The organism is Methylobacterium sp. ARG-1, from assembly GCF_001262595.1.
Taxonomy (GTDB): domain Bacteria; phylum Pseudomonadota; class Alphaproteobacteria; order Rhizobiales; family Beijerinckiaceae; genus Methylobacterium; species Methylobacterium brachiatum.
This window is the reverse complement of sequence record NZ_LHCD01000005.1, coordinates 181,033-207,460: the sequence shown is the minus strand read 5'-3', so window position 1 is coordinate 207,460 and position 26,428 is coordinate 181,033. Positions and strand designations below refer to the sequence as shown.

The 26,428-nt window shown below is 68.3% G+C and carries 32 protein-coding genes; 20 read left to right on the top strand and 12 right to left on the bottom strand.

Features of this window, described 5'->3' with window-relative positions:
• Window positions 1-193 precede the first annotated feature (193 nt).
• From AKJ13_RS08350 to AKJ13_RS08340, 3 genes are read right to left on the bottom strand one after another with little or no spacing between them, the layout of a single operon-like run.
• Complete coding sequence (locus tag AKJ13_RS08350; protein WP_050732922.1) at window positions 194-889, bottom strand: amino acid ABC transporter permease; 696 nt, start codon at window positions 887-889, stop codon at window positions 194-196.
• The gene (locus AKJ13_RS08345; protein WP_050732921.1) at window positions 886-1,620 is read right to left on the bottom strand and encodes an amino acid ABC transporter permease; all 735 of its coding nucleotides are present in this window, start codon (window positions 1,618-1,620) and stop codon (window positions 886-888) included. The genes AKJ13_RS08350 and AKJ13_RS08345 overlap by 4 nt, the downstream gene beginning before the upstream one ends.
• A 7-nt stretch (window positions 1,621-1,627) precedes the next feature.
• The gene (locus tag AKJ13_RS08340; RefSeq protein ID WP_050732920.1) at window positions 1,628-2,431 is read right to left on the bottom strand and encodes an ABC transporter substrate-binding protein; all 804 of its coding nucleotides are present in this window, start codon (window positions 2,429-2,431) and stop codon (window positions 1,628-1,630) included.
• Window positions 2,432-3,384: 953 nt separating this feature from the next.
• Here AKJ13_RS08340 and AKJ13_RS08335 point away from each other — a divergent pair.
• The 17 genes from AKJ13_RS08335 to rpsQ all read left to right on the top strand — a co-directional run bounded on the left by AKJ13_RS08335 (window position 3,385) and on the right by rpsQ (window position 13,841).
• A complete protein-coding gene (locus tag AKJ13_RS08335) occupies window positions 3,385-3,645 on the top strand; it encodes a hypothetical protein (RefSeq protein ID WP_050732919.1) in 261 nt (86 codons plus the stop codon).
• Window positions 3,646-3,702: 57 nt separating this feature from the next.
• Window positions 3,703-3,843 (top strand): hypothetical protein, encoded by a 141-nt coding sequence (locus AKJ13_RS31855; protein ID WP_160320597.1) that lies wholly within the window; start codon window positions 3,703-3,705, stop codon window positions 3,841-3,843.
• A gap of 358 nt (window positions 3,844-4,201) precedes the next feature.
• A complete protein-coding gene (gene rpsL / locus AKJ13_RS08330) occupies window positions 4,202-4,573 on the top strand; it encodes a 30S ribosomal protein S12 (protein ID WP_007557568.1) in 372 nt (123 codons plus the stop codon).
• Between the two features lie 133 nt (window positions 4,574-4,706).
• A complete protein-coding gene (gene rpsG / locus AKJ13_RS08325) occupies window positions 4,707-5,177 on the top strand; it encodes a 30S ribosomal protein S7 (RefSeq protein ID WP_007557567.1) in 471 nt (156 codons plus the stop codon).
• 30 nt (window positions 5,178-5,207) lie between these two features.
• Complete coding sequence (fusA, locus tag AKJ13_RS08320; protein WP_050732918.1) at window positions 5,208-7,283, top strand: elongation factor G; 2,076 nt, start codon at window positions 5,208-5,210, stop codon at window positions 7,281-7,283.
• A gap of 58 nt (window positions 7,284-7,341) precedes the next feature.
• Window positions 7,342-8,532, top strand: coding sequence for an elongation factor Tu (tuf, locus tag AKJ13_RS08315; RefSeq protein ID WP_050732917.1), 1,191 nt, complete (start codon window positions 7,342-7,344; stop codon window positions 8,530-8,532).
• 79 nt (window positions 8,533-8,611) lie between these two features.
• On the top strand, window positions 8,612-8,920 hold the full coding sequence (gene rpsJ / locus AKJ13_RS08310) for a 30S ribosomal protein S10 (protein WP_007569268.1): 309 nt from the start codon (window positions 8,612-8,614) through the stop codon (window positions 8,918-8,920).
• Window positions 8,921-8,970: 50 nt separating this feature from the next.
• Complete coding sequence (gene rplC / locus AKJ13_RS08305; protein ID WP_007569270.1) at window positions 8,971-9,696, top strand: 50S ribosomal protein L3; 726 nt, start codon at window positions 8,971-8,973, stop codon at window positions 9,694-9,696.
• Complete coding sequence (gene rplD / locus AKJ13_RS08300; protein WP_007569271.1) at window positions 9,696-10,316, top strand: 50S ribosomal protein L4; 621 nt, start codon at window positions 9,696-9,698, stop codon at window positions 10,314-10,316. Before rplC ends, rplD begins: the two co-directional genes overlap by 1 nt.
• Window positions 10,313-10,609 (top strand): 50S ribosomal protein L23, encoded by a 297-nt coding sequence (locus AKJ13_RS08295; protein WP_007569272.1) that lies wholly within the window; start codon window positions 10,313-10,315, stop codon window positions 10,607-10,609. The genes rplD and AKJ13_RS08295 overlap by 4 nt, the downstream gene beginning before the upstream one ends.
• 25 nt (window positions 10,610-10,634) lie before the next feature.
• A complete protein-coding gene (gene rplB / locus AKJ13_RS08290) occupies window positions 10,635-11,471 on the top strand; it encodes a 50S ribosomal protein L2 (RefSeq protein ID WP_050732916.1) in 837 nt (278 codons plus the stop codon).
• A 5-nt stretch (window positions 11,472-11,476) separates the two neighbouring features.
• The gene (rpsS, locus tag AKJ13_RS08285; RefSeq protein ID WP_007569276.1) at window positions 11,477-11,755 is read left to right on the top strand and encodes a 30S ribosomal protein S19; all 279 of its coding nucleotides are present in this window, start codon (window positions 11,477-11,479) and stop codon (window positions 11,753-11,755) included.
• A gap of 1 nt (window position 11,756) precedes the next feature.
• Complete coding sequence (gene rplV / locus AKJ13_RS08280) at window positions 11,757-12,143, top strand: 50S ribosomal protein L22 (protein WP_007569277.1); 387 nt, start codon at window positions 11,757-11,759, stop codon at window positions 12,141-12,143.
• Window positions 12,144-12,153: 10 nt separating this feature from the next.
• Window positions 12,154-12,900, top strand: coding sequence for a 30S ribosomal protein S3 (gene rpsC, locus AKJ13_RS08275; protein ID WP_007569278.1), 747 nt, complete (start codon window positions 12,154-12,156; stop codon window positions 12,898-12,900).
• Window positions 12,901-12,911: 11 nt separating this feature from the next.
• Complete coding sequence (rplP, locus tag AKJ13_RS08270; protein WP_007569280.1) at window positions 12,912-13,325, top strand: 50S ribosomal protein L16; 414 nt, start codon at window positions 12,912-12,914, stop codon at window positions 13,323-13,325.
• A 12-nt stretch (window positions 13,326-13,337) separates the two neighbouring features.
• Window positions 13,338-13,553: a 50S ribosomal protein L29 gene (gene rpmC, locus AKJ13_RS08265; RefSeq protein WP_050732915.1), complete on the top strand. Its 216-nt coding sequence runs from the start codon at window positions 13,338-13,340 to the stop codon at window positions 13,551-13,553.
• A gap of 21 nt (window positions 13,554-13,574) precedes the next feature.
• Window positions 13,575-13,841, top strand: a complete 267-nt coding sequence (gene rpsQ, locus AKJ13_RS08260; protein WP_007569283.1) for a 30S ribosomal protein S17 — start codon at window positions 13,575-13,577, stop codon at window positions 13,839-13,841.
• A gap of 369 nt (window positions 13,842-14,210) precedes the next feature.
• Here rpsQ and recA read toward each other — a convergent pair whose 3' ends face one another.
• The 8 genes from recA to flgB all read right to left on the bottom strand — a co-directional run bounded on the left by recA (window position 14,211) and on the right by flgB (window position 21,836).
• The gene (gene recA / locus AKJ13_RS08255) at window positions 14,211-15,302 is read right to left on the bottom strand and encodes a recombinase RecA (RefSeq protein WP_007569285.1); all 1,092 of its coding nucleotides are present in this window, start codon (window positions 15,300-15,302) and stop codon (window positions 14,211-14,213) included.
• A gap of 162 nt (window positions 15,303-15,464) precedes the next feature.
• Window positions 15,465-18,191 (bottom strand): PAS domain-containing sensor histidine kinase, encoded by a 2,727-nt coding sequence (locus AKJ13_RS08250; RefSeq protein ID WP_050732950.1) that lies wholly within the window; start codon window positions 18,189-18,191, stop codon window positions 15,465-15,467.
• Window positions 18,192-18,382: 191 nt separating this feature from the next.
• Window positions 18,383-19,450, bottom strand: coding sequence for a flagellar biosynthesis protein FlhB (flhB, locus tag AKJ13_RS08245; protein ID WP_050732914.1), 1,068 nt, complete (start codon window positions 19,448-19,450; stop codon window positions 18,383-18,385).
• A gap of 32 nt (window positions 19,451-19,482) precedes the next feature.
• Window positions 19,483-20,244 (bottom strand): flagellar biosynthetic protein FliR, encoded by a 762-nt coding sequence (fliR, locus tag AKJ13_RS08240; protein WP_007569290.1) that lies wholly within the window; start codon window positions 20,242-20,244, stop codon window positions 19,483-19,485.
• A gap of 51 nt (window positions 20,245-20,295) precedes the next feature.
• A complete protein-coding gene (fliQ, locus tag AKJ13_RS08235) occupies window positions 20,296-20,562 on the bottom strand; it encodes a flagellar biosynthesis protein FliQ (protein ID WP_007569292.1) in 267 nt (88 codons plus the stop codon).
• A gap of 56 nt (window positions 20,563-20,618) precedes the next feature.
• Complete coding sequence (gene fliE, locus AKJ13_RS08230) at window positions 20,619-20,933, bottom strand: flagellar hook-basal body complex protein FliE (RefSeq protein ID WP_050732913.1); 315 nt, start codon at window positions 20,931-20,933, stop codon at window positions 20,619-20,621.
• Between the two features lie 32 nt (window positions 20,934-20,965).
• The gene (flgC, locus tag AKJ13_RS08225; RefSeq protein ID WP_007569295.1) at window positions 20,966-21,373 is read right to left on the bottom strand and encodes a flagellar basal body rod protein FlgC; all 408 of its coding nucleotides are present in this window, start codon (window positions 21,371-21,373) and stop codon (window positions 20,966-20,968) included.
• A 58-nt stretch (window positions 21,374-21,431) separates the two neighbouring features.
• The gene (gene flgB, locus AKJ13_RS08220) at window positions 21,432-21,836 is read right to left on the bottom strand and encodes a flagellar basal body rod protein FlgB (protein WP_050732912.1); all 405 of its coding nucleotides are present in this window, start codon (window positions 21,834-21,836) and stop codon (window positions 21,432-21,434) included.
• A 330-nt stretch (window positions 21,837-22,166) separates the two neighbouring features.
• On the opposite strand from flgB, the gene AKJ13_RS08215 reads away from it, so the two are divergent.
• Together AKJ13_RS08215 and AKJ13_RS08210 are read left to right on the top strand one after the other, a co-directional pair.
• Complete coding sequence (locus AKJ13_RS08215) at window positions 22,167-23,450, top strand: hypothetical protein (RefSeq protein WP_244471545.1); 1,284 nt, start codon at window positions 22,167-22,169, stop codon at window positions 23,448-23,450.
• Window positions 23,451-23,512: 62 nt separating this feature from the next.
• Complete coding sequence (locus tag AKJ13_RS08210; protein WP_007562590.1) at window positions 23,513-23,734, top strand: hypothetical protein; 222 nt, start codon at window positions 23,513-23,515, stop codon at window positions 23,732-23,734.
• 27 nt (window positions 23,735-23,761) lie between these two features.
• On the opposite strand, the gene AKJ13_RS08205 is transcribed toward AKJ13_RS08210, so the two are convergent.
• Window positions 23,762-25,072, bottom strand: coding sequence for an MFS transporter (locus AKJ13_RS08205; RefSeq protein WP_050732910.1), 1,311 nt, complete (start codon window positions 25,070-25,072; stop codon window positions 23,762-23,764).
• 222 nt (window positions 25,073-25,294) lie between these two features.
• On the opposite strand from AKJ13_RS08205, the gene dnaN reads away from it, so the two are divergent.
• The gene (gene dnaN, locus AKJ13_RS08200) at window positions 25,295-26,416 is read left to right on the top strand and encodes a DNA polymerase III subunit beta (protein ID WP_050732909.1); all 1,122 of its coding nucleotides are present in this window, start codon (window positions 25,295-25,297) and stop codon (window positions 26,414-26,416) included.
• Window positions 26,417-26,428: the final 12 nt, after the last annotated feature.

The window sequence follows — 26,428 nt, the reverse complement described above, 5'->3', positions numbered from 1 at the left end:
GCACTGAGGCAGCCCGCGGGCCGCCCGACGACCGGGACATTTCGACGGTTCGTTTTAATCTTCCGTAGACCGTGATGCCGGGCCCCTGCCCCGATCCGGCACGCTGCGGGCTCGGCACGTCCTCGGCGGCGGTCGCGCTGCGCCCGCGGCGGCGCATCCGAATCGCGCGGAGACGAGGAGGTGAGGTTCGCTGTCAGGCCCTGCCCGCGCGCGGTAGGCGACGCCTCCTCGTCAGCAGCGCGGCGAGCCGGTCGACCAGCAGGCAGAGGCATCCGTAGACGGCGCCGACAAACAGGAAAATCTCGGTGGGATAGACCATGGCGCGGTTGTTCACCTGCGTCGCCACCAAGGCGAGTTCGGGCACGCCGACCACGTAGGCGAGCGCGGTGTCCTTGATCAGGGCGGTCCACTGATTGACGAAGGACGGTGCCATGGCCGGCAGCGCCCGGGGCAGGATGAGGTACCGCAGGACCTGCCACCGGCCGAAACCCAGCGCCAGCCCGGCCTCCCACTGGCCGCGCCCGATGCTCTCGATACCCGCCGCCACCGCGTAGGACAGGTAGGCACCGCCCACGAGCGACAGGGCGGTGACCACGGTCCCGGTCTCCGGGATCGACACGCCGAACAGGATCGGCAGCAGGAAGTAGCTCCAGAAGATCAGCATCACGATCGGGACGGCCCGGAACAGCCCGAGCCCCAGGGTCAGTGCCCGCCGCGTCCGGCCGCGGCTCATCGCCAGGGCGATCCCCAGGACGAGCCCCAGCATGGCCGAAGCGAGGCCCGACTCGGCGGAGAGAATCAGAGTCAGCATCAGGCCGCCCACCGGGCCGTCCGGCCAGGCGCCGGCCAGCAGGTAGCCGAGATTGTCGGTGATGACGGCGCGATTCACCGGCGGGCGGTTCCCGCCGGGTCGCGGCGCGCGACGGCATGGCCGGCCGCCTCGACCGCCGCCACGGCCCCGACATAGAGGAGCGTCGCGATGCCGAAGGCCTGGAAGGCCAGGAAGGTCTCGGTCTCCACCTCCCGCGTGGCGTAGGACAGCTCGGCGAGGCCAATGGTCATGGTCAGCGACGTGTTCTTGATCGTGTTAAGGTACTGGCCGACCACCGGCAGCCAGGCGATGCGCAGGGCCTGCGGCAGGGCGAGGTGGCGGAAGACCTGGAGATCGGTCAGGCCGAGGGCCAAGCCGGCCTCCCGCTGGGCGGGCCGGACGCCGTTGAGGCCGGCGCGGCACTCCTCGGCGATGTGGGCGGCGGCGTAGAGCGTCAGCCCGAGGAACCCCGCCAGGGTCTCGTAGGCGGGCCATGTCAGGGCCGCCGGCCCCAGGTGCAGGCTGTGCGGGCTGTTCAGCCAGGCGGTGAGCCAGGCCGGCATCAGCGCGGCCGTGCCGAAGTACCAGAAGAACAGCTGCACCAGGAGCGGCGTGTTCCGGACGAGGCCCACGAAGCCCGCAATTCCCGCCCCGGCGAGCCGGCCCCCCGTCTCGCGCAGGCAGCAGAGGGCGAGGCCGAGCCCGGTCCCGGCGACGCAGACCGCGGCCGACAGGGCCAGGGTGACCCCGAAACCCTGCAGCAGCCAGATCAGGTAGCGCGGCGCCAGGAGATCGCCGAAGAGGCTCACCGGGCGGCTAGCTGTGGTCGCCGATCCGGAACAGGCGCGGCAGCGGCTGGGTCGTGTTCGGGCCGAACCAGCGATCGTAGATCGCCGCCGCCTTGCCGCTGGCCTCCAGCTCCCGGAGGGTCTCGTTCACGACATCGCGGAGACGGGTCTCATCCTTCGGGAGGCCGGCGCCGATATAGTCGTTCGAGATCGAGAAGGCCGGAACCTCGTAATTCTCCTTATCCGGGACCTTGGCGAGCAGGCCGACGAGCTTGGGCCCATCTTGCGTGATCGCCTGGACGTTGCCGTTGCGCAGGGCCGCGAAGGCGAAGGGCGTGTCGTCGAACGCCACCACGGTCGCCTTCGGGAAGTCGCGGCGTAGGACGATCTCGTTGGTGGTGCCCTTGTCGGCGCCGATGCGCAGGCCGTTCAGCTGCTCGGCCGCGGTGAGCGTGCCCTTCTTGGCCAGGAATTGCTGACCGGAGGCGAAATACGGGATGCTGAAATCGAGCTGCTTGGCCCGCTCCTCCGTGATGGTGAAGTTCGCTAGCACCAGATCGACCTTGCCGGAGGTCAGGAGCGGAATGCGGTTGGCCGGGTTGGTCGGCCGGAGATCCAGCTTCACGCCGATCTTGTCGGCGATCGCCTGGGCGTAATCGACATCGAGCCCGGCCAGCCGCTTCGTGTTCGGGTCGACGAAGCCGAAAGGCGGGTTGCTGTCGAAGGTGGCGACGCGCAGCACGCCCGCCTTCTTGATGTCGTCGAGGCGGTCGGCCTGTGCGGCGCCGACCGAGAGGAGTGTTGCAAGGGCAAAGGTGAGCAAGCGACGCATGGATGTCTCCGGGTGAAGGGAATTCCGCGCCGGCCAGGGCCGAATCGGGCGCGTTCAGGATCTGGCGGTCGCGTGGCGAAGCCGGTGGCCCCGCCGGAGCCGAGCGATTCGCGCCCCGGACACGGCGCGCCGGTGCGCCCCGTTCCCGCCGGCTTTTCGCGTGGAGCTATGCCGGTGCCGGATCGCCGCGCGCGTGTCTCATCGGGGCGGCCGGCATCCCGATCGCCGCCCGGTCATCCGCCGGGCGGAACGACGCGGCCAGGACATCGAACGAAGAAGGGATCGGTGCGGGTCATGATCGGAAGCAGTTGCGCCATCGAGACGCGTTGCGCCGATGAAGATCCGCCGGACGAACCGGAAAATCAACAGCCGATCATTCTCTTGATTCTGTCGTTTTGAGGATGAAAGCGCAGGAATGTCCCGAACGAAGTGATGAATTTTTTCGGTGGACCGATGAGGTCTTGCGGCCCTTCGCGCCGCTGCTCCGTGATGCAGTCGAGCCTCCAATTGAGCGGCCGTCGCGGCGAGGGCGAGGTCTTCCGTCGCGTGCCAGGTGCCGGATCACGGGTGCAGGTCGTGGATCGCTCCGCGAATATCTTTCATTATTAAAAGATCCGCCTCCCGGCACCGATTATGAGGCTGAACACATCAAGTCGGATCGATTGGGATCTGGGCGTACGCTCGCCAATAGTCCCCTTGGCATAGGCGACCGCCAATCTTCCCCCGGGACATCTTTCGGGTTCCTGCGTCCCGATCGCACCGGGCGCGCGAATGGGAGAGATGGTGGATGCGCGGAAAGGTTTTGGCGGCGCCCGGGGCGAAAGCGCCGGGCGTGATCGCGGGAGACGACGGACAGCGCAATCGCTGCGCCGCCCCGGACCTGGGGGGATCGGCGCTACGCGTCGGGTAGGCGGTCGATTCCGTGGCGGAACAGGGAAACGCGCGCCAGATCTATGCCGTCCCAGGCGCCGAGCGGATTCTCGTTCCCCCTCGCGCAGCTGTCGACCGAGCGGGATTGGCTCGCCTTCCATCTCAGCCCGGAGGGCCGGATCGGGCGCCGCAACGACTGGCTGTTCGGCTTCCTCGTGCTCCTGGTCGTCAATCTGTTCTTGCGCGCCCTCACGCTCATCAACATGATCGGGCCCGTGGCCATCCTGTGGTGCAGCCTCGCTCTGGCGATCGAGTGCTGCCACGACGTGGACCTGTCCAGGTGATGGCACCTCATATTCCTGGCGCGGCTGCCGACCGCGCTGATCGGGATGGTTGCGGGGATGACGTCGGGCATCGCGTTGCTCGCCGCCTGCCGCCTCGCAAAATTCGCGCACTGGATCCGGTTCGTCGCCGTGCTCGCCCGCCGAGGCGATACCGGCCCGAATCGATTCTGGCTGCCCTCAGTCGACGAGACCACCTGACCGAATTGCGCTAAGCTTCGCCGCAGGCTGCAAGATATCAGGCGCGCCGATCGCAAGAATATCGCGCCGGACGCATTGACCTGCGCGTTAACCGAGGCTAGAAGCGCGCCACTTCGGACGGCCATTGGCTGCCGACGGCCCTTGGGTATGACCCCGGGCGCCGCCATCGCCCCGAGCGATCCGAAGGCTCAAATCGCCTGACGCTCTAAGTCAGATCCGTAGGTACGAGCGCGTTCGTTTCGGGCGTGCTCCTCTGCCCACACCGCGCCGAGGGTCTGTGACAGGACCTCCGGCGCATATTCGTTTTGCGGACTGCTCAACGCAGTCCGACCAAGGTGACCGAGGAAGAGGGCACAGGATGCCGACGATCAACCAGCTGATCGCCCAGCCGCGGAAGATCCAGCGGAGCCGCAACAAGGTTCCGGCGCTTGACGCTTGCCCGCAGAAGCGCGGCGTCTGCACCCGGGTCTACACGACGACCCCGAAGAAGCCGAACTCGGCCCTTCGTAAGGTCGCCAAGGTCCGTTTGACCAACGGCTTCGAGGTGATCGGCTACATCCCGGGCGAGGGTCACAACCTCCAGGAGCACTCGGTCGTCATGATCCGCGGCGGCCGCGTGAAGGATCTTCCGGGTGTGCGCTACCACATCCTGCGCGGCGTGCTCGACACGCAGGGCGTCAAGAACCGGAAGCAGCGTCGGTCGAAGTACGGCGCCAAGCGTCCGAAGTAAGATCGCCGGCCGGACTTTATCCGGTCGCGCAACGGCCTTTCCACGGCCTCGTAAGGATGTCGCCGGCTTCATCAAGAGAGCCAAGGCGGCCTGCGCGAGGTGCTTAAAAACTACTCGTTTGAGAGTTTAAGAGATGTCCCGTCGCCACTCTGCCGAGAAGCGTGAGATCATCCCCGACCCGAAGTACGGGGACGTGGTGCTGACGAAGTTCATGAATTCGATCATGTACGAGGGCAAGAAGTCGACCGCCGAGCGGATCGTCTACGGCGCCTTCGACATCGTCGAGAACCGCGCCCGCGCCAACCCGATCGAGGTGTTCCGCGCCGCGCTCGACAACGTCGCCCCGATGATCGAAGTGCGCTCCCGGCGCGTCGGCGGTGCGACCTACCAGGTCCCCGTCGAGGTCCGGACCGAGCGCCGCCAGGCCCTCGCCATCCGCTGGCTGATCCAGGCCGCCCGGTCGCGCAACGACCGCACCATGATTGAGCGTCTCTCTGCCGAGCTGCTCGACGCCGCCAACAACCGCGGCAACGCCGTCAAGAAGCGGGAAGATACGCACCGGATGGCTGAAGCCAACCGCGCCTTCTCGCACTACCGCTGGTAAGCGGTTCCGCCGTCTCTCAGGAGCAATCCGATGCCCCGCACGCACGCGATCGAGGACTACCGCAACTTCGGCATCATGGCCCACATTGATGCCGGGAAGACCACGACGACGGAGCGGATCCTCTACTACACCGGAAAGTCGCACAAGATCGGCGAAGTCCATGACGGCGCCGCCACCATGGACTGGATGGAGCAGGAGCAGGAGCGCGGCATCACGATTACGTCCGCCGCGACGACGTGCTTCTGGCGCGAGAAGCGCCTGAACATCATCGACACCCCCGGCCACGTCGACTTCACCATCGAGGTCGAGCGCTCCCTGCGCGTGCTCGACGGTGCGGTGTGCGTGCTCGACGGCAACCAGGGCGTCGAGCCCCAGACCGAGACCGTCTGGCGCCAGGCCGACAAGTACGACGTTCCGCGCGTCGTCTTCGTCAACAAGATGGACAAGATCGGCGCCGACTTCTTCAAGTGCGTTGCCGACATCATCGACCGCGTCGCCGGCAAGCCCGTCTGCCTGCAGCTGCCGATCGGTGCCGAGTCCAGCTTCAAGGGCGTCATCGACCTCATCAAGATGAAGGCGATCGTCTGGTCCGGTGAGACCCTGGGCGCCGACTTCTCCGAGGTCGAGATTCCCGAGGAGCTCAAGGACCAGGCCGTCGAGTATCGCGCCAAGCTGGTCGAGGCCTGTGTCGAACTCGATGACGAGGCCATGATGGCCTATCTCGACGGCACCGAGCCGGACGCCGCCACGATGCACAAGCTCGTGCGTCGCGCCGTGCAGCAGCGCGCCTTCCATCCGGTGCTCTGCGGTTCGGCCTTCAAGAACAAGGGCGTGCAGCCTCTGCTCGACGCGGTGGTGGATTACCTCCCCTCGCCGGCTGATCGCGGCGACGTGGAAGGCATCGACTTCAAGACCGAGGAGCCGGTCGTCCGTCACCCGACGGATACCGATCCCTTCTCCATGCTCGCCTTCAAGATCATGGACGATCCCCACGTCGGCACGATCACCTTCTGCCGCGTGTACTCGGGCAAGATCGAGTCGGGCGCCAACGTCATCAACTCGACGCGCGACAAGAAGGAGCGCGTCGGCCGCATGCTCCTGATGCACGCCAACAACCGTGAGGACGTCAAGGAAGCCTTCGCGGGCGACATCGTCGCCCTCGCCGGCCTCAAGGACACCCGCACCGGCGACACCCTGTGCGACCCGAGCAAGGCCGTGATCCTGGAGCGCATGGAGTTCCCGGAGCCGGTGATCGAGATCGCCGTCGAGCCGAAGTCGAAGGCTGACCAGGAGAAGCTCGGCATCGCTCTGGCGAAGCTGGCCGCTGAGGATCCGTCCTTCCGGGTCTCCACGGACCAGGAATCCGGCCAGACCATCCTCAAGGGGATGGGCGAGCTGCACCTGGACATCAAGGTCGACATCCTGCGCCGCACCTACAAGGTCGACGCGAATATCGGCCAGCCGCAGGTGGCCTACCGCGAGAAGCTGACCCGTCGTCAGGAGATCGACTACACCCACAAGAAGCAGACCGGTGGTACCGGCCAGTTCGCGCGGGTGAAGTTCGTCGTCGAGCCGAACGAGCCGGGCGCTGGCTTCTCGTTCGAGTCGAAGATCGTCGGCGGCGCGGTGCCCAAGGAGTACATCCCGGGCGTCGAGAAGGGCCTCAATTCGGTCCTCGGCGCCGGCGTGCTCGCGGGCTTCCCGGTGGTCGACATCAAGGTCGAGCTCATCGACGGCGCCTACCACGACGTCGACTCGTCGGCGCTCGCCTTCGAGATCGCGTCCCGCGCCGCTCTGCGCGAGGCGCTCCAGAAGGGCGGCTCGGTGCTGCTCGAGCCGGTGATGAAGGTCGAGGTCGTCTCGCCGGAAGAGTATACCGGCTCGGTCATCGGCGACCTGAACTCCCGCCGCGGCCAGATCCAGGGCCAGGACATGCGCGGCAACGCCAACGTCATCAACGCGATGGTGCCGCTGGCAAACATGTTCGGCTACGTGAACAACCTGCGCTCCATGTCGCAGGGCCGGGCGAACTTCACCATGCAGTTCGACCACTACGAAGAGGTGCCGCGCGGCGAGGCCGACAAGGTCATCGCCAAGTACGCCTAAGGCTCCGGCCTGAGGCACCCCTTCTTCCGCAACGCGATTTCGAATTTAGGAGGCTCTGATGGGCAAGGAAAAGTTCTCCCGCACCAAGCCGCACTGCAACATTGGCACGATTGGCCACGTCGACCACGGCAAGACGTCGTTGACGGCGGCGATCACGAAGGTTTTGGCGGAGACGGGCGGGGCGACGTTCACGGCCTACGACCAGATCGACAAGGCGCCTGAGGAGAAGGCGCGCGGGATCACGATCTCGACGGCGCACGTGGAGTACGAGACGCAGAACCGGCACTACGCCCACGTCGACTGCCCCGGCCACGCCGACTACGTGAAGAACATGATCACGGGTGCCGCCCAGATGGACGGCGCGATCCTGGTGGTGTCGGCGGCCGACGGCCCGATGCCGCAGACCCGCGAGCACATCCTGCTGGCCCGCCAGGTCGGCGTTCCGGCGCTGGTGGTGTTCCTGAACAAGGTCGACATGGTCGACGACGAGGAGCTCTTGGAGCTGGTCGAGCTGGAGGTGCGCGAGCTTCTGTCGAAGTACGACTTCCCGGGCGACGACATCCCGATCACCAAGGGCTCGGCGCTGATGGCGCTTGAGGACAAGGAGCCCAAGATCGGCAAGGACGCGGTCCTGAAGCTGATGGAGACGGTGGACGCCTACATCCCGCAGCCGGAGCGTCCGATCGACCTGCCGTTCCTGATGCCGATCGAGGACGTGTTCTCGATCTCGGGCCGCGGTACGGTGGTGACGGGTCGCGTCGAGCGCGGCATCGTCAAGGTCGGTGAGACGGTGGAGATCGTCGGCATCCGGGCGACCACGACCACGACGGTCACGGGCGTGGAGATGTTCCGCAAGCTGCTCGACCAGGGGCAGGCGGGCGACAACGTCGGCGTGCTGCTGCGCGGCACCAAGCGCGAGGACGTGGAGCGCGGCCAGGTCGTGTGCAAGCCGGGTTCGGTGAAGCCGCACACCAAGTTCAAGGCCGAGGCCTACATCCTGACCAAGGAGGAGGGCGGTCGCCACACGCCGTTCTTCACCAACTACCGGCCGCAATTCTACTTCCGGACCACGGACGTGACCGGGGTGTGCGAGCTGCCGGAAGGCACCGAGATGGTGATGCCGGGCGACAACGTGACCATGGACGTCACGCTGATCGTGCCGGTGGCCATGGAGGAGAAGCTGCGCTTCGCCATCCGTGAAGGCGGCCGCACCGTCGGCGCCGGCGTCGTCGCCGCCATCAACGACTAAGCCAGGACAGCATCCTTAGCAGGGCGCGGCGGGGACCTGTCCTCGCACTCCCCGCCGTCCCTCTCTAGGTTTCAGGATTATGAACGGTCAGAACATCCGCATCCGCCTCAAGGCGTTCGATCACCGCATCCTCGATGCGTCGACCAAGGAGATCGTCTCCACGGCCAAGCGCACCGGCGCGACCATCCGGGGTCCGATCCCGCTGCCGACGCATATCGCGAAGTTCACCGTGAACCGCTCGCCGCACATCGACAAGAAGTCGCGCGAGCAGTTCGAGATGCGCACGCATAAGCGAGTGCTCGATATCGTCGATCCGACGCCGCAGACCGTGGACGCGCTGATGAAGCTCGACCTCGCCGCCGGCGTGGACGTGGAGATCAAGCTCTGAGTCCCGCCGGGACTTAGGGCTTACCGTTTCATCGCGCGAGGGAGAGACCTATGCGCTCAGGCGTCATCGCACAGAAGGTCGGCATGACCCGCGTCTTCACAGACGCGGGGGAGCATGTCCCCGTCACAGTGCTTAAGATCGATCAGTGCCAGGTGGTGGCCCACCGCACGGTTGAGAAGAATGGCTACGTCGCCCTCCAGGTCGGCGTCGGCAAGGCCAAGGTGAAGAACGTGTCGGCTGCGGAGCGCGGCCGCTTCGCGATCGCCAAGGTCGAGCCGAAGAAGAAGCTCGCCGAGTTCCGCGTGTCCGAGGACGCGCTGATCCCGGTCGGCGCCGAGATCACCGCGGACCACTTCATCCCGGGCCAGTTCGTCGACGTGACGGGCACGACCACGGGTAAGGGCTTCGCCGGCGGTATCAAGCGCTGGAACTTCGGCGGTCTGCGCGCCACCCACGGCGTGTCGATCTCGCACCGTTCGATCGGTTCGACCGGCGGCCGTCAGGACCCGGGCAAGACCTTCAAGAACAAGAAGATGCCGGGTCACCTCGGTGTCGAGCGGGTCACCACCCAGAACCTGCGCGTCGTGCGCACCGATCCCGAGCGCGGCCTGATCCTGGTCGAGGGCGCGGTTCCGGGCGTCGCCGGCGGCTGGATCCAGATCCGCGATGCGGTGAAGCGCAAGCTCCCCGCCGACGTTCCGCTGCCGGGCAAGTTCCGTGAGAACGGCGCTTCGACCTCGGCCCCCGAAGCCGCCGCGTCTGAGGAGACCGTGTGATGAAGCTCGATGTCACCACCCTCGACGGCGCCGGCGCCGGCTCGGTCGAGCTGAACGAGACGATCTTCGGCCTCGAGCCGCGGGCCGATCTCCTGCAGCGCATGGTCCGCTGGCAGCTCGCCAAGCGGCGCGCCGGCACCCACGCCGTGCAGAATCGCTCGGACGTGAACCGGACCCGCAAGAAGCTGTACAAACAGAAGGGCACCGGCAACGCGCGTCACGGCGCAGCCTCGGCCCCGCAGTTCCGCGGCGGCGGACGCGCCTTCGGGCCGGTCGTGCGCGACCACAGCCACGACCTTCCGAAGAAGGTCCGTGCGCTGGCCCTGCGTCACGCCCTGTCGGCCAAGGCCAAGGCCTCGACCCTGATCGTCGTCGACGACATCAAGATCGAGGATCACAAGACCAAGGGTCTCATCGAGCGCTTCGGCAAGATGGGCCTCTCCAACGCGCTGATCATCGGTGGTGCCGAGGTCGACGTGAATTTCGGCCGCGCCGCGCGTGCCATCCCGCAGATCGACGTGCTTCCCGTGCAGGGCATCAACGTCTACGACATCCTGCGCCGTAACACGCTCGTCCTGACCAAGGCCGCCGTCGACGCGCTGGAGGAGCGTTTCAAATGAGTGCCGATCCGCGCCACTACGACATCATCGTCTCCCCGGTCATCACCGAGAAGGCGACGAACCTGACCGAGCAGAACAAGGTCGTCTTCCGGGTCGGCCCCAAGGCGACCAAGCCTCAGATCAAGGAGGCGGTCGAGAAGCTGTTCGACGTGAAGGTCACGGCGGTGAACACCCTCGTGACCAAGGGCAAGAAGAAGATTTTCCGCGGTCTCCGCGGACAGCGCTCCGACGTGAAGAAGGCGATCGTGACCCTGGCCGAGGGCCACACGATCGACGTCACGACCGGGCTCTGAGGACGGGTTTTAGGGATCCAAGCCGATGGCCTTGAAGACATTCAAACCGGTCACGCCGAGCCTGCGCCAGCTCGTGCTCGTCGACCGCCGTGAGCTCTACAAGGGCAAGCCGGTGAAGGCGCTGACGGAGGGCAAGAGCTCCTCCGGCGGCCGTAACAACCTGGGTCGCATCACTGTCCGCTTCCGCGGCGGCGGCCACAAGCGTGTCCTGCGCAACGTGGACTTCAAGCGCCGCGAGCAGCCGGGTGTCGCCGCGACGGTCGAGCGGATCGAGTACGATCCGAACCGCACCGCGTTCATCGCCCTGATCAACTTCCCCGATGGGAAGCAGAGCTACATCCTCGCTCCGCAGCGCCTGCAGCCGGGCGACAAGGTCGTGACCGGCGACAACGTCGACATCAAGCCGGGCAATGCCGGTCCGGTCGGCTCGATGCCGGTGGGTACGATCGTCCACAACGTCGAGCTGAAGATCGGCAAGGGCGGCGCGATCGCCCGCTCGGCCGGGAACTACGCCCAGATCGTCGGGCGCGACCAGGGCTACGTGACGCTGCGCCTGAATTCGGGCGAGCAGCGCCTCGTGCACGGCCAGTGCTTCGCGACCGTCGGCGCGGTCTCGAACCCGGACCACATGAACATCTCGCTCGGCAAGGCCGGGCGCAACCGGTGGCTTGGCAAGCGCCCGCACAACCGCGGCGTGGCCATGAACCCGGTGGATCACCCGCACGGCGGCGGCGAGGGCCGTACCTCGGGCGGCCGCAACCCGGTCACGCCGTGGGGCGTGCCCACCAAGGGGAAGAAGACCCGGTCCAACAAGCGGACCGACGTGTTCATCCTGTCCAGCCGCCACAACCGCAAGAAGTAATCGCTATGGCACGCTCTCTCTGGAAGGGGCCGTTCGTCGACGGCTACCTCTTCAAGAAGGCCGAAGCGGCGCGGGGCTCCTCGCGCTCAGAGGTCATCAAGATCTGGAGCCGCCGCTCCACGATTCTCCCGCAGTTCGTCGGGCTCACCTTCGGTGTGCACAACGGGCAGAAGCACATCCCGGTCTACGTCTCCGAGGAGATGGTGGGGCACAAGTTCGGCGAGTTCTCGCCGACCCGCACCTTCCACGGGCACGCGGCCGATAAGAAGGCGAAGAGGCGCTGAGATGGGCAAGCAAGCCACCCCCCGCGCGCTCCCCGAGAACGAGGCCAAGGCGGTCGCGCGCATGCTGCGCGTGAGCCCGCAGAAGCTGAACCTCGTGGCGCAGATGATCCGCGGCAAGAAGGTCGACACCGCGTTGGCCGATCTGGAGTTCTCGCGCAAGCGCATCTCGACTGAGGTCAAGAAGTGCCTCGAGAGCGCGATCGCCAATGCCGAGAACAACCACGACCTGGACGTCGACGATCTCGTCGTCTCCCAGGCGTTCGTGGGCAAGGCCCTCGTGCTCAAGCGCTTCCACGCCCGCGCCCGCGGTCGCGGCGCCCGTATCCTGAAGCCCTTCTCGAACCTCACCATCGTGGTTCGTGAAGTCCGCCAGGCCGAAGCGGCTTAAGGAGGATCTCATGGGCCAGAAAGTCAATCCGATCGGTCTCCGTCTTGGTATCAACCGGACCTGGGACTCCCGCTGGTTCGCCGGCAAGGGCGAGTACGCCAAGCTGATGCATGAGGACGTCGCGATCCGCGCCGCCCTCATGAAGCAGCTGAAGCAGGCCGCCGTCTCGAAGATCGTCATCGAGCGTCCGCACCGGAAGTGCCGCGTCACCATCCACTCGGGTCGTCCGGGCGTGGTGATCGGCAAGAAGGGCGCGGATATCGAGAAGCTGCGCAAGCTCGTCGGCACGATGACCAAGGCCGACGTGACGATCAACATCGTCGAGGTGCGCAAGCCCGAGATCGACGCCACCCTGGTGGCCGACTCGATCGCGCAGCAGCTCGAGCGTCGCGTCGCCTTCCGTCGCGCCATGAAGCGCGCCGTTCAGTCGGCGATGCGTCTCGGCGCCGAGGGCATCCGCATCAACTGTTCGGGCCGTCTCGGCGGCGCCGAGATCGCCCGTCAGGAATGGTATCGTGAGGGCCGGGTCCCGCTGCACACGCTGCGTGCGGACGTGGATTACGGCACCGCCACGGCGTTCACGACCTACGGCACCTGCGGCATCAAGGTGTGGGTGTTCAAGGGCGAGATCCTTGAGCACGACCCGATGGCCCAGGACAAGAAGGCCCAGGAAGAGGGCGGCCGCTCCGGCGGACGCCGTGAGCGCGATGGCGAGGGCGGCCGCGAGCGCGGACGCCGCGAGCGCGAGCACGCGTAAGGTAGGAAGCCATGCTGCAACCGAAAAAGACTCGCTTCCGTAAGCAGTTCAAGGGCCGCATCCACGGTGCGGCCAAGGGCGGCTTCGAGCTGAACTTCGGCCAGTTCGGCCTGAAGGCGGTGGAGCCCGAGCGCGTCACCGCCCGGCAGATCGAGGCGGCCCGCCGCGCGATCACCCGCGAGATGAAGCGCCAGGGCCGCGTCTGGATCCGGGTGTTCCCGGACGTTCCGGTCTCCTCGAAGCCAACCGAAGTCCGCATGGGCTCCGGTAAGGGCGCCCCGGATTACTGGGCCGCTCGCGTCCATCCCGGCCGGATCATGTTCGAGGTCGACGGCGTTGCCGAAGACATCGCCAAGGAGGCCCTGCGCCTCGGCGCCGCCAAGCTCCCGATCCGCACGCGGGTCGTCCAACGCATCGCCGACTGAACGGAGGCTATCGTGAAGTCGACCCAGAGAGTGTCTGATCTGAAGGCGTTGTCGCCGGATCAGCTCAGTGACGAGTTGCTGAACCTCAAGAAGGAGCAGTTCAACCTGCGCTTCCAGGGGGCCACCGGCCAGCTCGAGAACGTCGCCCGCGTCCGTGAGGTCCGCCGCGACATCGCCCGCGTCCGCACCCTGCAGCGTTCAAAGACGCTGCAGGCGTCCAAGAGCTGACGAAGGGCTTAGGAGAACACCATGCCGAAGCGCGTCCTGCAGGGCACCGTCGTCAGCGACAAGGGCGAGAAGACCATCGTGGTGAAGGTGGAGCGCCGCTTCACCCACCCGGTGATGAAGAAGACCGTGCGTCGCTCGAAGAACTACCATGCTCATGACGAGGCGAATGTCGCCAAGGTCGGGCAGACGGTGTTCATCGAGGAGTGCCGTCCCTTCTCGAAGACCAAGACTTGGAAGCTGGTCGAGGACCAGGCTGCCGCGGTCGCCGAGACCGGCGAAGCCGCCTGATACAAGGGAAGCGGCGGCTGCGGGTTTCCGTGTCCGCCTCAACGTGGCTGGAAGTCTGCAGCTTGGGCTGATGCACCGTTGATGGTGCCTTCCCGATCTCAGCGACCTCCAGAACGACGAACGCCCGGACGAAGTTCGACCCTGACGGGGCCGGATTCGTGCCGGGCGTTGTCGTTTCTGAGGTCGGTCGTGAAGCGAACGCTTCGGGTTGGATTCAGACCCTAGACGGCCGTAACTTCAAAAGGTGGGTGATCTCTTGCGGGTTCGAGGCAGGGTCCTGCTGCTGGGTTTCCCCACCGTGTCAGGACCTGTCCCGAACTCTGCCGAAGGGCCTTGAGCCCTCTGGAAACCCGCGATGCGCCGAAGCTCTTAGGCCTCGCCCTCGTCGAGCTCGTCGTCGGTCGGCTTGGCGTTCTCCAGGATCTTCTCGGCCACGAGGCCGGAATTCTGGCGGATCGAGGCTTCGATCTTGCCGGCAATCTCGGGGTTGTCCCGCAGGAAGCCCTTCGAGTTCTCGCGGCCCTGGCCGAGGCGCTGGCTGTTGTACGAGAACCAGGCGCCGGACTTCTCGACGATGCCGGCCTTCACGCCGAGATCGATCAGCTCGCCCACCTTCGACACGCCCTCGCCGAACATGATGTCGAACTCGACCTGCTTGAACGGCGGCGCGACCTTGTTCTTCACGACCTTGACGCGGACCTGGTTGCCGATCGCCTCATCCCGGTCCTTCAGGGTCGAGATGCGGCGGATGTCGAGGCGCACCGAGGCGTAGAACTTCAGCGCGTTGCCGCCCGTGGTGGTCTCCGGGCTGCCGTACATCACGCCGATCTTCATCCGGATCTGGTTGATGAAGATCACCATGCAGTTCGAGCGCGAGATCGAACCGGTGAGCTTGCGCAGGGCTTGGCTCATCAGGCGGGCCTGGAGGCCGGGCTGGCTCTCGCCCATCTCGCCCTCGATCTCGGCCCGTGGGGTCAGCGCGGCGACCGAATCCACCACCAGCACATCGATGGCGCCGGAGCGCACCAGCGTGTCGGTGATCTCCAGGGCCTGCTCACCGGTATCGGGCTGCGAGATCAGCAGGTCGTCGAGATTGACGCCGAGCTTGCGGGCATAGACCGGATCGAGCGCGTGCTCGGCATCCACGAAGGCGCAGACGCCGCCCTTCTTCTGGGCCTCGGCGATGGTGTGCAGCGCCAGCGTCGTCTTGCCGGAGGATTCGGGGCCGTAGATCTCCACGACCCGGCCGCGGGGCAGGCCGCCGACGCCGAGGGCGATGTCGAGGCCGAGCGAGCCGGTGGAGATCGTCTCGACCTCCTGCACCTTGTCGTTCTTGCCCAGACGCATGATCGAGCCCTTGCCGAAGGCGCGCTCGATCTGGGACAGGGCGGCGTCGATCGCCTTGGACTTGTCCTTGTCCACCGGGGGCATGTCGACCACTTTCAATGCAGGCTGGGCCATCTGGCGGGCTCCTTATGAAGGGGTTGCGCGCCATTCACAACGCGCGGCAACACCGCGCCTATGTACCTGTTTTGTTCTATTTCGGCAAGGGTGCGGGATACGAGAACGCCGCCCCGAGGGGGCGGCGCGCCGGTTCTCCACCGGGTCGTCGCCGATACCGTGTCAGTCGGCAGCCATGGTCTTCTTCACGGTCTCGACCAGCTGCTTGAGGCTGAAGGGCTTGGGCAGGAAGTTGAAGGCCTCGCCCTCGGGCAGGTTCTTGCGGAACGCGTCCTCGGCGTAGCCGGAGACGAAGATCACCTTCAGGTCCGGCTGGTGCTTGCGCACCTCGCGCAAGAGGGTCGGGCCGTCCATCTCCGGCATCACGACGTCGGAGACGACGAGGTCGATCGGCTGGCTGCCCTCGCGCACGATCGCCAGGGCCTCCAGGCCGGAGGCCGCTTCCAGCACCGTGTAGCCCCGGGCCGAGAGCGCCCGGCTGTTGACCGCCCGGACGGGATCCTCGTCCTCGACCAGCAGGATCGTCCCCTGCCCGGTATGGTCGGCCGCGGGCTTGCGCGGGGCCGGCTTCTCCGGGGTCTTCGTCGTGGCGGGCCGCTCGGCGGCCTTGCCGGTTCCGGTGGGCTTGGCCGGCGCCTGGCCCGGCGTCGGCATGTCGGCCCGCGGCAGGGCCGGGATCGCGGGCACGGCCTCCTCGGGCTCCGCCACGGGCACGTGCCGCGGCAGGTAGATGCGGAAGGCGGTCCCCTCCCCGATCTTCGACTGCACGTCGATGGTGCCGCCGGATTGCTTGACGATGCCGAACACCGTCGAGAGGCCGAGGCCGGTGCCCTTGCCGATCTCCTTGGTGGTGAAGAACGGCTCGAAGATCTTCTCCATCAGCTCGGGCGGGATGCCCTGGCCGGTATCGCGCACCTCGATCAGCACGTGGTCGCCCGCGGGCGCCCCGCCCCGCCCGTCCACGGTCGCGGCCGGGCCCGGATCGGTCACGTTCTCGGTGCGGATCATCAGCTTGCCGCCGTCCGGCATCGCGTCGCGGGCATTGACCGCGAGGTTCACGATCACCTGCTCGAACTGGTTGACGTCGGCCTTCACCGGCCACACGTCGCGGCCGTGCTTCAGCTCCAGGGCGACGCGCTCGCCCAGCAGCCGCTTGAGCAGCAGGGTCAGCTCCGAGAGCCCCTCCCCGACATTCATCACCTCCGGGCGCAGGGTCTGGCGGCGGGAGAACGCCAGGAGCTGGCGGACGAGGCCCGCTGCCCGGTTGGCATTCTGCTTGATCTGCATGATGTCCTGGAAGGCCGGATCGGTCGGCCGGTGGCTCGCCAGCAGCAGGTCCGAGTAGCCGATGATCGCCTGCAGGACGTTGTTGAAGTCGTGCGCGATGCCGCCGGCGAGCTGGCCGACCGCGTTCATCTTCTGCGCCTGGGCGACCTGCTGCTCCAGCTGGCGCTGCGCCGTGGTGTCGAGGGCGTACAGGATCACGCGCTCGGCCTCGTCGGCCTGGTGGGTGGCGTCGCTGCTGTCGGCCGGGCTGAGCCAGAGCCGCGCCGAGCGCCCGCCCGGACCGCTGAGCTGGACCTCGATCGGCTCCGGGTCGGACAGGCCGCTGGCGGCCCGGGCGAGGCCGGCCTCCAGGGAGGCGCGGTCGACCACCGAGTCGGCGACGTTGGGCTCGGCCCCCTGATTGCCCTCCCCCTCGGGGCCGCCCTCGTCGGCCTGGCGCGGCACCGTGCCGAACAGCCGGGTGAACGAGGTGTTGGCCCGGGCGATCCGGCCGGACCGGTCGAGGGTAGCGATGGCAATCGGCGAATTGTTGAGGAAGCGGGCGAGCCGCACCTCGGCGGCGCGCTGCGGCTCGTCGGTCTCGGCCCCGGCCGAGCGGTTGATGACGAAGGTCCGCGAGGAGCCGGGCTTGCCGTCCTTGCCGAAGGCGACCCGGTGGTAGAGCCGCACCGGCAGGGTGTGGCCGTTGCGGCGGCGCAGGTCGAGGTCGAACCGGTCGGTGCGGACCTCGCCGGGCAGGCCGGCGGTGCGGACCAGGACGTCGGCCTCCGGGGCGATCTCGGTGAGGTGCGGGCCGCCGGGGCCGACGCTCGCCAGGTCGTAGCCGAGCCAGGCCGCCAGCGTCGCGTTCATGTAGACGATCGCGCCGGCCGGATCGATCGACAGGAACCCCGCCGGGGCGTGGTCGAGATAGTCGATCGCGTGCTGGAGTTCCTGGAAGACGTTCTCCTGGCGCTCGCGCTCGGCGGTGATGTCGGCCACGGTCCAGAGCGAGGCGGCCCGGCGCGGGCGCGCCAGGGGGCGCACCGAGACCCGGTACCAACCGAAGCCGCGCTCATGCGCCTGCGGCCCCAGCGGCGGCGACATCCGGATCTCTTCGGTGTGCGCCCGGCCGTCGCGCGAGGCCTGCGACAGGCGGTAGACCGCCTCCGAGACTTCCGGCGAGCCGACCAGGATGCGCTCGACGGGCACGAGGTTCGAGAAGGCGTCGCCGCCGGCCACTCGGAGATAGGCCTCGTTGGCGTAGATCAGCCTCCCGCCATCCTCGACCACCAGCGCCCCGTCCGGCGAGGCGTCGACGATGCCCTTGGTTATGTCGTCCCGGGTGGCGGTGCCGCTGAGCTGGAGCGCCCCGATGGCGAGCGCGAACAGGAAGAACACGCCGGCCATCGCCAGCAGGGCAAGCAGCCAGACGATCAGCGACTGGGCCTGCTCGTTGGCCACGAAGGACAGGCCGATCGCGGCTCCGACCAGCAGGCCCGCGAGCACGAGCAGCAGCCCGACCCGGCCCGGCTGCTCCGAGCGGTCGATCGCGCCGTTCCCGTGAGAACCCGAGATCTGCGTGCCCGTCGCGGGCGCCGGAGGTCCAGTGACGTCGGCCATCGGCATCATTCCAGAACAATCACCCGGTTAGGCCCGCCGGCCATAGCAGGGCTCGGGCAGCACGGCATCACTCTCGTCGCGTCGGTCGTGTCGCGCCAAGCCGTGGTGCAGCCTCGCAAAAAAAGGTGGAGGAAGCGTGGCTTTTCCGCGCTGTGTCATGCGATCGGCGCGCTGAATACCAGCCCTTGCTGTTACGCCGCCCGTCGGCGCAGGCGCAGGACGAAGCCGATGACTTCCGCAACCGCCCGGTAATGCTCGGCGGGGATCTCTCGGTCGATCTCCACGGTGGCGTGCAGGGCGCGGGCGAGCGGCGGGTTCTCGATCACCGCGACGCCGTGCTCGGCCGCCACGCTGCGGATCCGCAGGGCCAGGGCATCGACGCCCTTGGCGACGCAGATCGGCGCGGCCATGCCGGCCTCGTAGCGGAGGGCCACCGCGTAGTGGGTCGGGTTGGTCACCACAACGGTGGCGGTCGGGACGGCGGCCATCATCCGCTTCTTCACCCGGGCCATGCGGAGCTGCTTCATCCGGCCCTTGACCTCCGGGTTGCCGTCCGCCTCCTTCATCTCCTGCTTCATCTCCTCCTTCGACATGCGGTGGCGCCTGCGCCAGCGGAAGCGCGCGTAGAACGCGTCGCCGAGCGTGATGGCGAGGTGCATGCACAGCATGCCGGCGAGCAGCCGGAGGCTGAGGGAGAGGATCGCCGACAGGCTCCCGGCCGGGTCGAGCCGGGCGAACACCTCGAGCCGGTCGCGGTCGTTCCAGAGCAGCACCGCGCCGACGATGCCGACCGCGCCGATCTTGGCGAGTCCCTTGCCGAACTGGAACAGGGCCTCGATCCCCATGAGCCGCTTGACCCCGGCCATCGGCGAGATCCGATCGAATTTCGGCATCAGGGTTTCGGTGGTGAGCACCAGCGGGTGCTGGAGCAGCCCGGCGGCGAGGCCAGCCGCCGCCGCCATCCCGACCGGCACCGCCACGGCCTGCAGCCATAGCCAGAGGCCGCGGGTCGCCGCCTGCTTCATGGCGGTGGCGTCGTCCGGCAGGGTGTGGGCGTTGGCGAGGTAGGCCTTCAGGCCCTGGGTCAGGCTCTGGGCGATGCTGGGGGCCGCGATCACCAGGGCCAGCGTGAAGGCGCCGAGGATCGCGAAGGTGTTGATCTCGGCACTCGTCGCGACGTCGCCGCGCTCGATCGCCTGATCGAGCCGCCGCTGGGTCGGCTCTTCCGTCTTGTCTTCCTGCTCCGCGCCCTCGGCCATCTTGTCTGCTCGACCTCAGTGCACAGGGACGCTCAGCGACCGACGAACTCGCCGAGATACCGGCCGAGATCGTCCAGGAAGACGCCCATCATGACGCCGAGCGAGCCCATCAGGATCAGCATGCCGACGAGCACCGAGGCCGGGACCGCGAGAAAGAACACCTGCAATTGCGGCATCAGCCGCGAGAGCACGCCCAGCCCGAGGTTGAACAGCAGCCCGAAGGCGATGAACGGCCCGGAGATCTGCACGGCCAGGGTGAAGCCCCGGGTCAGCGCCTTGAGTGCCAGCATCAGCGCGTCCGAGAAGGCCGGGACCCCGTCCGGCGGCAGCACCACGTAGCTCTGCGCAAGCCCCTCGATGGCGAGATGGTGCAGATCGGCGGCGAAGATCAGCGTGACGCCGAGCAGCGACAGGAAGTTGCCCAGCGCGGCCTGCTGCCCGCCGTAGCTCGGATCCACCGTCATGGCGTAGGCTAGGCCGAGCTGCTGGGAGATGATCAGGCCGGCGGTCTGCAGGGCGGCCAGCACCATCCGGACCGACAGGCCCAGCACCAGCCCGACGATCGTCTCGGCGAACAGCAGCCCGATCAGCCGGGGGCCGGCCAGGCCCTCGGTGCCGCCGAGCAGCGGCCGCACGCTCGGGAACAGCACCAAAGTGGTCAGCAGCGCGAAGGCCAGCCGCATCCGCGGCGACACCATCTGCTCGCCGACGCCGGGCATCAGCATGATCAGCGTGCCGACCCGCGCGAAGGTGATCAGATAGGCCGAGGCGATGCCGGGCAGGAGCAGGTTCATCGCCGCCCCTATGGCATGCGCGCGCCGCCCCTGTCCCGCCGCCGGCCGCCATCAGCCGCCGGCCGCGATACGGGCGGCGATGCGGGTCATGTAGCCGGCCATGGCGTCGCCGATGAACGGCAGCATCAGCAGCAGCGCGGCGAAGACCGACACGATCTTGGGCACGTAGATCAGGGTCTGCTCCTGAACTTGCGTCAGCGCCTGGATCAGCGAGACGATCAGACCGACCGCGAGGGCGACGAGCATCAGCGGCCCGGCGACCTTGAGGAAGACGAAGATGCCGTCGCGGGCGACGTCGAGGATGGCCAAGCCGGTCATGGGGCGTGTTGCTCAAAGGGGAGGCAGGGGAAATCCGGTATCCGGCTGGCCCATGCTCAAATCTGCATCCGCATGATCTCTTCGTAGGCTGAGATCATGCGGTCGCGCACCGCCACCATGGTCTGCAGGGCGGTCTCGCTCTCGGCCACCGCGGTGACCACGTCCACGACGTTGGCCTTGCCGGAGGCCGCCGAGATCGCCTGGCCGTCGGCCCGTCGCCCGGCATCCCCGACATTGTCCAGGGCGTTGCCCAGGAGCTGCATGAAGTTGCCGCCGGCCTCGCTGGTCGACTGGACCTTGGGGGCCGGGCGGCCGCTGGCCATGCCCTGGACGGCGGCGTAGGCACCGGCCGCGAAATTGCTCGTCGCCATCGACTAGGCTTCCTTCGCGTTCACTTGCGCGCTCACTTCAGGATCGACAGCGTCTGCGACAGCATCTTGCGCGTTGATGTCACCATGTTGAGGTTCGCCTCGTAGGAGCGCTGGGCCTCGCGCAGGTCCATGTTCTCGATCAGCGCGTTGACGTTGGGCATCTGCACCTCGCCCCGGGCGTTGGCCGCGGGGTTGCCGGGCTCGAACTTGGTCCGGAACGCGGAGGGGTCGCGCCGGACGCGGCCCGCCTCCACCAGCTTCGCCCCGGTCTCCGGATCCATGTGGCTGGTGAAGGACGGGATCTTGCGGCGATAGGGCTCGGTCCCGGGCGAGGCCGGGGCGGAATCCGCGTTGGCGATGTTCTCGGCGATGATCCGCATCCGGCCGGACTGCGCCTTGAGGCCGGCGGCCGCCACTGTGAGCGACTTGCTGAATTCCATGGCTCAGGGCCCTCTTCCGCCGCTTGTCGACGACACGTCCGGTTCGGTCGCGATGCGGTCAGCTCTTGCCGATGGCGATCTTCAGGGTGGTCAGGCTGTGCTGGTAGAGCGAGGCGGCGAGCTGGTAGTCCGACTGGTTGTCGCCGGCCTTCATCATCTCGTCCTCGAGGTTCACCGCATTGCCGTTCGGGCGGATCTCGAAGCGCTTGGCGCCCTTGGCATCGGCCCCGGCCTCGGATTGACCGGAGGGCGCGAGATGGGCGGGGCTGGTCAGCGCCAGGCTCGGCGAGGCGTTGATGGCGGTGCCGGTGGCCCGGTCGAAGCGCAGCTCCGCCAGGTCGCGCGGCTTGAAGCCCGGCATGTCGGCGTTGGCGACGTTCTCGGCGATCAGACCCTGGCGTGCCTGCGCCCACTGCATCCGGGTGCGCAGCATCCCCAGGATGGGCAGGTCGGTCAGGGCCACGTTCGCCTCCGGTCTCGCTACGCCGCGCGGGATCGGGCGGGCTCGGCAAAATCTGCCGCCTGCTTGGTTAATGCATGGTTAAGCGCGGGCGAGGCCGGCTCCGGCCCGCACCCCCACCGCGCGGTTGGCCGGCCATGTTCCTGGGGACCGCGGCGGACGGTGCTTCACAACCTCTTGTCTTGATGGCGCTAAACTTAAGGGCCTGTTAACGAAGTCTTAACGTCGTTTGCCGTGCAGGCCCGCCGGCGTGGTATGAGCGAGGCTCGTGCCGGGCGCGGCCCTGCGGCGGCCGAAACGTGCGAGTGCGTAACCTTGCAATGGCTGCAATCCGTGTTCGGTTCTGAGGGCTCCCCCATCGTCCAGTATGTCGTGATCTTCGCCGTCATCTTCACGGCGTTGGCCGCGATCGTGTTCACGGTGCGCCGCCTGACCGGTCGCAGCCTGGCCCTGCCCGGGCGCACGCCCGCCCGCGGGCGCCAGCCCCGGCTCGGGATCGTCGACGTGTACGAGCTCGACCGCGCCCGGCAGCTGATCCTGCTGCGCCGGGACAATGTCGAGCACCTGCTGTTGGTCGGCGGCCCGAACGACGTGGTGGTCGAGCGCAACATCCAGCGCACCCAGCGCCCCCTGCCCGAGGCCACCCTGCGCTCCGACGCCGGGCCGGAGCCGATGGCCGAGCCGCTGCCGGACCCGCTTGCGCAGGGCGGACGCCTGGCCGAGCCGCCCCGGGCCCTGGCCGAGATCGCGGGGCGCCGCTCCGAGCCGCGGTTCGATCCGGGCTTCGAGATGCCGGTCGTCGTGCCGCCGCCGGTCCCGCGCTCGGCCGCCGCGCCGCCGGTGACCTTCCCGCTCGACGTCAACCTGCTGGGCGGCGACGAGCCGGGACAGGAGGTCTCGACCCCCGCCGCACCGCAGCCCCGCGCCGCCGAGCCCCGCCCTGTCGAGCCCGCGCCGCCGGCCCCACCGCCGCTGCGGGAGACGCTCTCGCCCCGGCGGATCCTGAGCCGCACCGCACCGCCGCTCGCCGAGCCGCGGCCCAATCCAGCTTCGGAGCGCAAGCCGGAACCCGTGCCCGAGCGCGACGAGCCCGCCCGGGCGGCGCCGAGCCTGACCGTGCCGTCCGAGCGCCGGTCCGTCGATCCGGCGGTGCTGTCCGACATGGCCCGGCAGCTTCAGGCCGCCCTGTCGCGCCCGTCCTCGGCGGTGACGCCCGCGCCGCCCCCCGCCTCTCCCCCTGCAGCCGCGCCTGAACCCACGCCCGGGCCCGAGCCGGTGGACCCGGTGGCGGCGATGATGGCCTCCGCGCCGCCGCTTCCGCCCGCTCCGCCGCCCGCGCCTGTGTCCCCTGCCCCGCCGCCGCGCCCCGCGCCGTCATCCCCGCCAGCGGCGTCGGCCGAGCCGTCTCCGGTCGCGCCGCCGGTGCTCAAGCCGCCGGCCCCCCGGACCTCCGCGCGCGTGACGCCGCCCGCTCCGCCGCCTCCGGTTGAACCGCCCGCCGAGCCCGCGCCGGCTCCGCGGCCGGAGCCGAAGGCCGCCGGCAACCCGTTTTCCGTGGAGGAGATCGAGGCCGAGTTCGCGCGCCTGCTGGGCCGGCCTCTCGACAAGCGGAGCTGACATCGGCCGTTTACGGACGGTTAACCGAATGCCGGAAGGCTCGGACCTCAGAGGAGGATCCGATGCTTAACCTGGATGCACAGACCGCTCAGCGAAGCCGCGCCTATCGGGCGTTCAAGCTCGACCGCGCCGGACGCGTATTCTCGGCCGAGGTCGTTCCGGCCCAGGACGACACGCAGGCGCGCCGCCGCGCCCGGGCCATGGCCACGGACGAAGCGATCGAGCTGTGGGATCGGACCCGGTTCCTCGGCCGCTACGAGCCGGCCGCCCCGATCCGCGCCTGACTGATCCGTCTCTGCGGGCCGGGGCCGTCAGTCGTGCGCGGTCTCGCGCATGACCAGGACGGCGACGAAGCTCAGCAGCGCGGCAACCGCCAGGTACAGGCCGACGAACCCGATCCCGCCATAGGAGGCCAACTCCTGGGCGATGTAGGGCGCGCCCGAGGCGCCCAGGATCCCGGCGAGGTTGTAGGTCACCGACGCGCCCGTGTAGCGGACCCGGGTCGGGAACAGCTCGGGCAGCACGGCGCCCATGGGGCCGAACACCCAGCCCATGGTCAGGAGGCTGAGGCACAGGAAGCCCAGCACCGGCGGCCAGGTCCCGGCGGCGGCGGCGTTCCCGAGCATCGGCCCCATCAGGAAGCCGAGCAGGAAGACCGCGACCATGCCGGAGAGCAGCACCGGCTTGCGCCCGAGCCGGTCGGCCGCCGCCCCGGAGATCACGGTCCCGATCGCCATGAAGCAGACCGCGATGCACTCGAACAGCAGGAAGGTCGGGCGGGTGTAGCCCAGCGTCCCGGTGCCGTAGCCCAGGGCGAAGACCGTCGAGAGGTAGAACACCGCGTAGACCGCCACCATGGCGAAGGTGCCGATCAGGACCGCGCGGCCGTGATGGGTCAGCATCGTCGCGAAGGGCACGCGCTCGGGCCGCGCCTCCGTCAGCGCCGCCTTGAAGGCCGGCGTCTCGGTGAGCTTGAGGCGGACATAGAGCCCGACGCCGACCAGGGCGGCCGAGGCCAGGAACGGCAGGCGCCAGCCCCAGGCCTGGAAGCTTTCGGTCGTCAGGCCGAAGCTGAGGCACAGGAAGCCGAGATTGGCCAGGATGAAGCCGACCGGTGCGCCGAGTTGCGGGAAGATGCCGTACCAGGCGCGCTTGCCCGGCGGCGCGTTCTCCACCGCCAGCAGGGCCGCCCCGCCCCATTCGCCGCCGAACCCGATGCCCTGGCCGCAGCGCAGGACGCACAGGGCGGCGGGCGCCCACCAGCCGGCGGTGGCGTAGGTCGGCAGGCAGCCGATCAGCACGGTGGACACGCCCATGATCAGCAGCGACGCCACCAGGGTCGCCTTGCGGCCGACCCGGTCGCCGAAATGCCCGAACAGGGCCGCCCCGAACGGCCGGGCGATGAACGCGATCGCGAAGGTCGCGAACGCGCTGAGCTGCTGCACCCCGGGGGCCCCCGGCGGGAAGAAGACCGGGCCGATCACCAGGGCGGTGGCCGTGGCGTAGATGTAGAAATCGAAGAATTCGATCGCCGTGCCCACGAAGCTCGCGGCCAGGATGCGACCGGGGCTGGCACTCGGTGCGGCGCCGCCCGGGCCAGCGGTCTCGACAGTCTGCAGCATGATCTGTTGGTGCTCGGGCGGTACGGTGCCGCTTCAGATTGAACGCGGCGCTTTCGCACGGGGCGGCCCCGGCGGGAACCCTGAATCCGCCCCGCGGACGGCGTAGCTGTGTGAGGCCCGCGCTGCGGCCTTGCGTTCGCCCGCCCCGTTCGCCAAGCTGATCGGCCTGTTTTCGTGAGGGATGCCGGCCGCGGCGCCCTCCCCCATCACTTGAGTACTGCGATGAGAGTCACCGTCGAGCGCGCGGCCCTGCTCAGGTCGCTCGGCCACGTGCACCGGGTCGTCGAGCGCCGCAACACGATCCCGATCCTGTCGAACGTGCTCCTGCGTTCGGAAGGCTCGAGCTTGCAGCTGCGCGCGACCGACCTCGATATCGAGGTCACCGAGAGCGTGCCGGCCGACGTGGCCGATCCCGGCGCCACCACGGTGCCGGCGCACGTGATCTACGACATCGTGCGCAAGCTGCCCGACGGCGCCCAGGTCTCCCTGGAGACCGGCGGCGAATCCGGCCAGATGACGATCCGCTCGGGCCGGTCGCGCTTCGCCCTCGGCGCCCTGCCGGAGGGCGATTTCCCGGATCTCGCCGCCGGCGAGATGCCGCACGGCTTCGAGGTCGCCGCCGCCGACCTCAAGCGGCTGATCGACAAGACGCAGTTCGCGATCTCCACCGAGGAGACGCGCTACTACCTCAACGGCATCTACCTGCACACGCTGGAGACCGAGAGCGGCCCCGTGATGCGGGCGGTCGCCACTGACGGACACCGCCTCGCCCGGGTCGAGATCCCGGCCCCGCAGGGCAGCGTCGGCATGCCCGGCGTGATCGTGCCCCGCAAGGCGGTCGCCGAGATCCAGAAGCTCCTGGACGACGGCGGCGAGACCGTCGCGGTCGACCTGTCGCCGGCCAAGATCCGCCTGCGTTTCGCCGGCGGCCTGACCCTGATCTCGAAGCTGATCGACGGCACCTTCCCCGACTACCAGCGGGTGATCCCGGCCAACAACGACAAGCGGCTGACCGTGGAGCGCGACGCCTTCGCCAAGGCGGTGGACCGGGTCTCGACGATCTCGTCCGAGCGCGGCCGCGCCGTGAAGCTCGGGCTCACCGAGGGACGCCTGGCGCTCTCGGTCAACAACCCGGATTCGGGCAGCGCCACGGAAGAGCTCGACGTCGATTACGAGGCGGCGGGCCTCGATATCGGCTTCAACGCCCGCTACCTGCTCGACATCACCGCGCAGCTCGAGGGCGACACCGCCCTGTTCAAGCTCGCCGACCCGGGCTCGCCGACCCTGATCCAGGATCGCGAGGGTGCGCCGGCCCTGTACGTGCTGATGCCGATGCGGGTGTAGTCGTAGGCCGCC